Raw genomic sequence first — 6,718 nt, 5'->3', positions numbered from 1 at the left:
AAATAATTAACTTGACCAACAAACCAATACTAAGCCGACAAATCCGCGTCCCCTACTCCGCCAACTGGCGATAACCGAGACCGTTGGCAGTAATGTTTAAACAATGAAATATATTTTAAAGAGGATTTTTTAAATAATACCTTTGCAATATGTTTTATAGAAGGAAAATAATATTGTCATTGTTACAATTGTTAGATGGAGAAGTAGAAAAAACTAAACTCCAAAAACTTTTGTTTTTATATAACCAAAGGAAGCAAAATCCTGAATATGAGTTTGTTCCATATAAATATGGATGCTATTCATATTCCGCAAAAGCAGATTTAAATACCATGGTGAAAAAGGAATATTTATCTGATAACAATAAAGGCTACCAGAAAAAAGATCCAAAAAACTACTTAACAACACTTAAAACTTCCGATAAAAAACTATTGATCAATACGATTGAGACGTATGGAAATATGAGCAATGAGACCTTGATAAAACACACTTATATTAATTTCCCATATCATGCAATCAAAAGTACAATAGCGCAAAATGTACTAGATGAAAAACTTTATCAAAGAGTAATAGATGTGATTCCTTCTCAAAAAGATAAAGGCTTATTTACTATAGGGTATGAAGGAATATCATTGGAGAATTATCTCAACAGATTAGTAAAGAATAATATTAGTTTGCTTATTGATGTGAGAAAAAATCCTTTAAGTATGAAGTTTGGATTTAGTAAAACTTTACTAAAAAGATATTGTGAAAGCTTAGGCATCACATACATGCATATTCCAGAGGTAGGAATTGATTCTAGTCAACGACAAGAATTAGAAACTCAAGAAGATTACGATTTACTATTTGAAAAATACAAGGCTACTACGCTAAAAGAAACAATAGAAAATCAAAATATAATAATTAAACTTGTAGAAAAATATAATCGAGTAGCTTTAACTTGTTTTGAGGCGAATGTTTGCCAATGCCATAGATTACCTTTAGCTGAATCTATACAGAAAATCAATCCAAAGATAAAGATCGACCATATCTAAATAAATGGCTCTTACGAAGGTATTACTTACTGTCAATACATATCCTTTACCATCTCGAAGTTATGACGAGTTAGTATGTACTGCAGGAATATTAGAGGACGGCAGTTGGATAAGAATTTACCCTGTACCTTTAAGTTTCTTGCTAGGACAAAAAATTGCGGGTAAAATGAAATCTTTCAAATACAATTGGATAGAGATTGATATTGAAGAAAGATCTGATGATTTTAGACCAGAGAGTTATTCTCCGAAAAACTACAATTTTAAAGATCTAAAAGTTTTAGAGCGCATCGATACCAAATCTAATTGGTACTTAAGAAAACAATTTTGTCTCAAAGAAGTTTATACCAACTTTGAAAAATTAATAGAAGAATCCAAAGAACCGAATTACAAGTCCTTAGCTACATTCAAACCAACAGAAATTATTGGTATGGATATAGAACCAGATGAACGAGAATGGAAAAATGAATGGAAGGAACTGAGAAAACAAGGAGATTTATTCAACCAAGAGAAAAAGCCCGAAATTTTAATTCCGAAATTACCATATAAATTCTTCTACAAATTCAAAGATGAAACAGGAAAGCAAAGAAGATTAATGATTGAGGATTGGGAAATTGGTGCGCTTTACTGGAATTCTCTAAGGTCCACAGAGGGCAACGAATCAAAAGCTTTAAATTTAGTTAAAAATCGTTATGAAAAAGAATTTTTAGAGAAAAACGAAGTTTACTTCTTTGTAGGTACAACCAAACAGTGGCATATGAGAAAAGCCCCTAATCCATTTGTAATAATTGGGTTATTCTATCCACTTAAGGATCCACAAACAAAATTATTCTAAAAACACTACTGCCAACATCGGTTCATCGCAAATAACGGGTTTAGTAGAAAAAGTGTAATTTTAGAAACCAGGAAACAAAAGATTTAATCCGACAAGTCCGCGTCCCTACTCCCGCTACTTGCGATAACCGTAACCGTTGTAGCGCATATTTCCACAGAGCTTTTCGCTTCAAATTTCAAAAACAAATTATGATAATTGTAACTTTTAAGTTACTTTTGTTTCAATGGAGAAAATAAGACAAGTAATTGGATACAAAGATTATTTTCAAGATTTCTTGACTAAACAACCAAAGAAAGTTCAGGATAAAATCTTTAAAGTAATTGAGGCAATAGAAACCTTTGAACGGATTCCTTCTAATTATTTAAAAGCTATAAAAGGAACAAACGGACTTTATGAAGCCAGAATAAAACTGGGATCAAATATTTGGAGAGTATTTTGCTTTTTTGATAAAGGCAAATTGGTAATTCTTTTAAATGGATTTACAAAGAAGACACAGAAAACTCCTAAAAAAGAAATTGAGAAGGCATTAAAATTAATGGAATCCTATTATTCCGATAAAAATAAAAAATGATGGAAACAAAGAGCTGGAAAAATATAAAAGATGAAGTTTACGGTAAAAAAGGAACCGAAAGAAGAGACGAACTTGAAAGAGATTTTGAATCATTCAAAATTGGGCTTTTACTTAGAAAAGCCAGAGAAGAAAAGAATCTAACTCAAGAACAGTTAGCAGAAATAATTGACAAAAAACGTACTTATATTTCTCGTGTTGAGAATAATGGAAGTAATTTGACTTTAAAAACTTTATACGATATTGTAGAAAAAGGATTGGGCGGAAAAGTGAAGATTTCTATTGAGATGTAGAGAAAAAATACGCGCAACAACATCGCATATTCGCAATTGTGGCCATTCAGGTGAAAGAATGTTTTTAGAAACCAATAATTATGAAATCTAAACTGACAAATCCGTATGTTAACTACCACAACTGACGAATATACGTACCCGTTGTAGCCAATGCGGACATTGAGCATTCAGGTTAAAAACCAAATTTCTAAAAAAGAAAGTTCTCAAGTTCAAATTCATAATTTATCTTGCAACAGCTAGATAAGTTTAAATTCAATGAATAAATCAGTTTTCGAAATTTCAAAAATGGATTGTCCTTCAGAAGAAAATCTGATTAGGATGAAATTAGATGAAATCTCTAACATTAAAAATCTCGATTTCGATATTCCAAATAGAAAATTAACGGTATTTCATGAGGATGGAATTCAATCTATAGAAGAATCATTAAGCGAACTAAAATTAGGAACTAAAAAAATTAAAACGGAACAAACGGACCAAACTGAATTCGAAGAAAATTCTCAACAAAAAAAATTACTCTGGTCTGTACTAATAATAAATTTTGCATTTTTTATCATAGAAATGACAACTGGCTTAATCTCAAAATCTATGGGATTAGTTGCAGATAGTTTAGATATGCTGGCAGATTCTTTTGTATATGGAATTAGTCTTTTCGCTGTAGGAGGTTCAATCGTAAAAAAGAAAAAAATAGCCAATTTAGCTGGTTACTTCCAAATTTTATTAGCGCTAATTGGATTTGCAGAAGTTCTAAGAAGATTTTTTGGAAATGAAAAACTTCCGGATTTTTCAACAATGATAATTGTTTCAATTTTAGCATTGATTGCAAATGGTATATGTTTATACCTACTTCAAAAATCAAAAAGTAAAAAAGAAGCTCATATGAAAGCAAGTATGATCTTCACGTCAAATGACATTATAATTAATACGGGAGTAATAATCGCAGCCTTACTAGTCAACTGGTTAAATTCAAGTACGCCTGATCTAATTATTGGAACAATTGTATTCATTATTGTAATCCAAGGTGCTATAAGAATTTTAAAAATTGGTAGGTAGCCGCACTGGCAACAACAACGGTTCATCGCCAATAAGCGGTGGCGTTAAAAAGAAAATAATTAACTTGACCAACAAACTAATACTAAGCCGACAAATCCGCGTCCCCTACTCCGCCAACTGGCGATAACCGAGACCGTTGGCAAGCATATGTCAGAAAATCGAACTAAAATAGAGGCCTTATTAGAATTGTCAGATATGTCCGTATCTAACCATAAAAAAGTTCTAATTGAATTAAATGAATTATTAGGGAATTGTATTCAAGACCTTTTCGATTTAAAGATAAAATTTGAAGATGCAGGATTATTTGAAAAACTATTATTTCAAATAATTTATCATAATTCAAGCATCATAAAATTAGATAAAGGATCAGTAATTAAAGTAAGAGATAAAGAATTTCAAGTCAATGACATGACTTCGATATATTCTTTAATGCGATTACAAATTGAGACTTTTATAAATCTATCATACTTGTTTTTTATAGATTGTAATTACCCCACAAAACTGAGAGTTTGCGTCTATAAAATTCAGGGGTTGAGAAAGCAAATAGAACTTACTAAAAAACATTCAAAGGAGTTTGCTCCGATTGCCAAATTGAGAAATGAATTATCAAAAGAATTATGGAAACTGAGAAAAATTGATGAATTCAAAGAATTGCCTTTTAATGAAAGAAGAAAATTTATAGATCCTAAGCATGCAAGACTACTTAAACCAGAAGAAGTCTATAGCTTAATTAATATTGGGAACCTATCAGAATCTCATGGTTTATATTCTAATCATATTCATTCCGAATATATAAGTATCAGACAATTAGTTTCATCCTTAAATGATCCTATTGCGGGTAGAAGTCACAATTCAATAGTATTTATGTTATGCTCTAGAATTACTTCAGTAACAATTACGAACTTGAATAGAAATTATAAAATTCAAGAAGGTACATTATCCAAGACTTCGCCTAGATTAAAAAGTATAATAGAATCATTTAATATAATTTCAGGAAATTTGTAAACATACGCTTGCCAACATCGGTTCATCGCAAATAACGGGTATTGCCGAAAAAGTGTAATTTTAGAAACCAGGAAAGAGAATAGTTAATCCGACAAGTCCGCGTTCCTACTCCCGCAACTTGCGATAACCGTAACCGTTGGGCACAATATGAGAAAAATACTAACTATAATAATAATCGGAATTCTATCAATGGGATTATTTAGCTTTTTAAAGAAAGAAAAAAAGACTGAATCAAATACAAGTTCAGCAATTCTGGGAATGGTTCTTTTAGAAGACCCATATTCATTTGATTTAAAACGAACAGTAAAGGAATTAGAAACAAAATGGAAACTCAAATTAAATAACAATGACTCTGATGACAAAGCAGCTGTTTTAGTAATTGAAGGTTACAATGTTGCTATAGCAACGATTCCAGTAGCTATTCCTGATAAAGAAGTTGAAAAAAATGCAGAATACAATTATTTATGGGAAAATGGAGTTGAGGAATCTTCTGAATATAAAGCACACATCGTTTTATCTCTTATGAACGCTGGAAAAAATCCAGTTCAAGAAAACTTATTATATAGTAAAATTGCTTCAGCAGTTATGAATAATAGCAAAGCAATCGGAATTTATATCGGAGGTAGAACTTTAGTTCTAAAAAAGGATTTCTATCAAGCAAATGTGGAAATGATGAGGGAAGAAGACCTTCCTTTATATAATTGGATTTACTTTGGTTTAAGAAAAGAAAACGGAAAACAATCTATATATACATACGGACTTGCTGACTTTGGTAAAATGGAAATGGAAATTGTTGAGTCCGAAAACTCAATAGAAGAGTTGGATGAAATGATGTTTAATTTAGCTCATTATGTTGTTGCTTATGATGTTAATTTGAAAGATGGTGAAACTATTGGTATGTCAGCTGAACAAAAACTAAAAATTTCCGTTTCAAAAGGAAAGTTTTTGGAGGGAAATACATTAAAAATTAAATACTAGAACATACTGTGCCCAACATCGGTTAATCGCAAATAACGGGTTTAGTCGAGAAAGTGTAATTTTAGAAACCAAGAAATAAAATGGTTAATCCGACAAGTCCGCGTCCCCACTCCCGCAACTTGCGATAACCGTAACCGTTGGCAACAATTATCTAAGAGAGATTTTCCTTAATAATCGCAAAATAAACACATATGAAAATAATAATTTCGCTATACACGATTCTTCTTTCAATTTCAAGTGCAATTGCGCAAGAAAAAGTTTTAATGCAAATTGACTATAGCACTGATAGTAAAGATTTAGAAACGATTTTAAGATTTGAACAAATTAATTTAGCCAAATATACTTTCAGTGGAGATTTAAAAGGTAAAAATTATGCTGTGAGAATCAACGAATGTAAGGAAGGAGAATTAGTAAAAGTAGATACTATGTTTTATAGTTCTCAAGACGAATATTTTAGAATGACTAAAGACACTTTAAACATAACTTTCATAACTAAAAACGAGAACGATGAACTTGTCTTCGAGCTAAATGGTAATGGATTTTCCAGTCCTAAAATGAATTATGAAATATTGGAATCTAATGGACGATATGCTTATAAAGATTTTCTTAGTGCGGCTTCTTCAGAAAGTTATGATATAGATAATGAATTTCCGCTATTTACGATCATAACGCCAACCGTTTACGAGGATGGATCAAAATCATATTGTAGAGTTGCACAATCAGGAATAAAATCAGAAAATTTAGGTAAAGAATTTGACATTCCACATTACTTCGTTGTAACAATGACTATCGAATAGATAACAGTTGCCAACATCGGTTCATCGCAAATAACGGGTATTGTGGAAAAAGTGTAATTTTAGAAACCAGGAAAGAAAATAACTAAGCCGACAAGTCCGCGTCCCTACTCCCGCAACTTGCGATAACCGTAACCGTTGGCGGTAATTAATTAGATGCCACTGAA

At 31.3% G+C, this 6,718-nt stretch carries 8 protein-coding genes; all 8 read left to right on the top strand.

The window, feature by feature from the left end; translation table 11 throughout:
- The first annotated feature begins 179 nt into the window (after positions 1-179).
- Complete coding sequence (locus ACNI3T_RS13805; RefSeq protein WP_418228318.1) at positions 180-1,031, top strand: DUF488 domain-containing protein; 852 nt, start codon at positions 180-182, stop codon at positions 1,029-1,031.
- Between the two features lie 4 nt (positions 1,032-1,035).
- Positions 1,036-1,863 (top strand): hypothetical protein, encoded by an 828-nt coding sequence (locus tag ACNI3T_RS13800; protein WP_418228317.1) that lies wholly within the window; start codon positions 1,036-1,038, stop codon positions 1,861-1,863.
- 223 nt (positions 1,864-2,086) lie between these two features.
- Entirely contained in the window at positions 2,087-2,434 is a 348-nt protein-coding gene (locus tag ACNI3T_RS13795; protein ID WP_418228316.1) for a type II toxin-antitoxin system RelE/ParE family toxin, read from the top strand.
- On the top strand, positions 2,434-2,724 hold the full coding sequence (locus ACNI3T_RS13790) for a helix-turn-helix domain-containing protein (protein ID WP_418228319.1): 291 nt from the start codon (positions 2,434-2,436) through the stop codon (positions 2,722-2,724). The genes ACNI3T_RS13795 and ACNI3T_RS13790 overlap by 1 nt, the downstream gene beginning before the upstream one ends.
- 255 nt (positions 2,725-2,979) lie before the next feature.
- Positions 2,980-3,774: a cation efflux transmembrane domain-containing protein gene (locus ACNI3T_RS13785; protein ID WP_418228315.1), complete on the top strand. Its 795-nt coding sequence runs from the start codon at positions 2,980-2,982 to the stop codon at positions 3,772-3,774.
- 147 nt (positions 3,775-3,921) lie between these two features.
- A complete protein-coding gene (locus ACNI3T_RS13780; protein ID WP_418228314.1) occupies positions 3,922-4,779 on the top strand; it encodes a hypothetical protein in 858 nt (285 codons plus the stop codon).
- A 147-nt stretch (positions 4,780-4,926) separates the two neighbouring features.
- Positions 4,927-5,757, top strand: coding sequence for a DUF4261 domain-containing protein (locus tag ACNI3T_RS13775; protein WP_418228313.1), 831 nt, complete (start codon positions 4,927-4,929; stop codon positions 5,755-5,757).
- 191 nt (positions 5,758-5,948) lie between these two features.
- A complete protein-coding gene (locus ACNI3T_RS13770; RefSeq protein WP_418228312.1) occupies positions 5,949-6,554 on the top strand; it encodes a hypothetical protein in 606 nt (201 codons plus the stop codon).
- The last annotated feature ends 164 nt before the right edge of the window (positions 6,555-6,718 follow it).

This window comes from Christiangramia qingdaonensis, assembly GCF_048381525.1.
Lineage (GTDB): Bacteria > Bacteroidota > Bacteroidia > Flavobacteriales > Flavobacteriaceae > Christiangramia.
This window is presented reverse-complemented; position numbering and strand designations above follow the sequence as displayed.

What these genes read in the sequence shown, in the direction of transcription:
- ACNI3T_RS13795 (WP_418228316.1), top strand. Translation starts at nt 2,087, where the DNA reads ATGGAGAAAATAAGACAAGTAATTGGATACAAAGATTATTTTCAAGAT.
- ACNI3T_RS13775 (WP_418228313.1), top strand. Translation starts at nt 4,927, where the DNA reads ATGAGAAAAATACTAACTATAATAATAATCGGAATTCTATCAATGGGA.
- ACNI3T_RS13780 (WP_418228314.1), top strand. Translation starts at nt 3,922, where the DNA reads ATGTCAGAAAATCGAACTAAAATAGAGGCCTTATTAGAATTGTCAGAT.
- ACNI3T_RS13790 (WP_418228319.1), top strand. Translation starts at nt 2,434, where the DNA reads ATGGAAACAAAGAGCTGGAAAAATATAAAAGATGAAGTTTACGGTAAA.
- ACNI3T_RS13785 (WP_418228315.1), top strand. Translation starts at nt 2,980, where the DNA reads ATGAATAAATCAGTTTTCGAAATTTCAAAAATGGATTGTCCTTCAGAA.
- ACNI3T_RS13800 (WP_418228317.1), top strand. Translation starts at nt 1,036, where the DNA reads ATGGCTCTTACGAAGGTATTACTTACTGTCAATACATATCCTTTACCA.
- ACNI3T_RS13770 (WP_418228312.1), top strand. Translation starts at nt 5,949, where the DNA reads ATGAAAATAATAATTTCGCTATACACGATTCTTCTTTCAATTTCAAGT.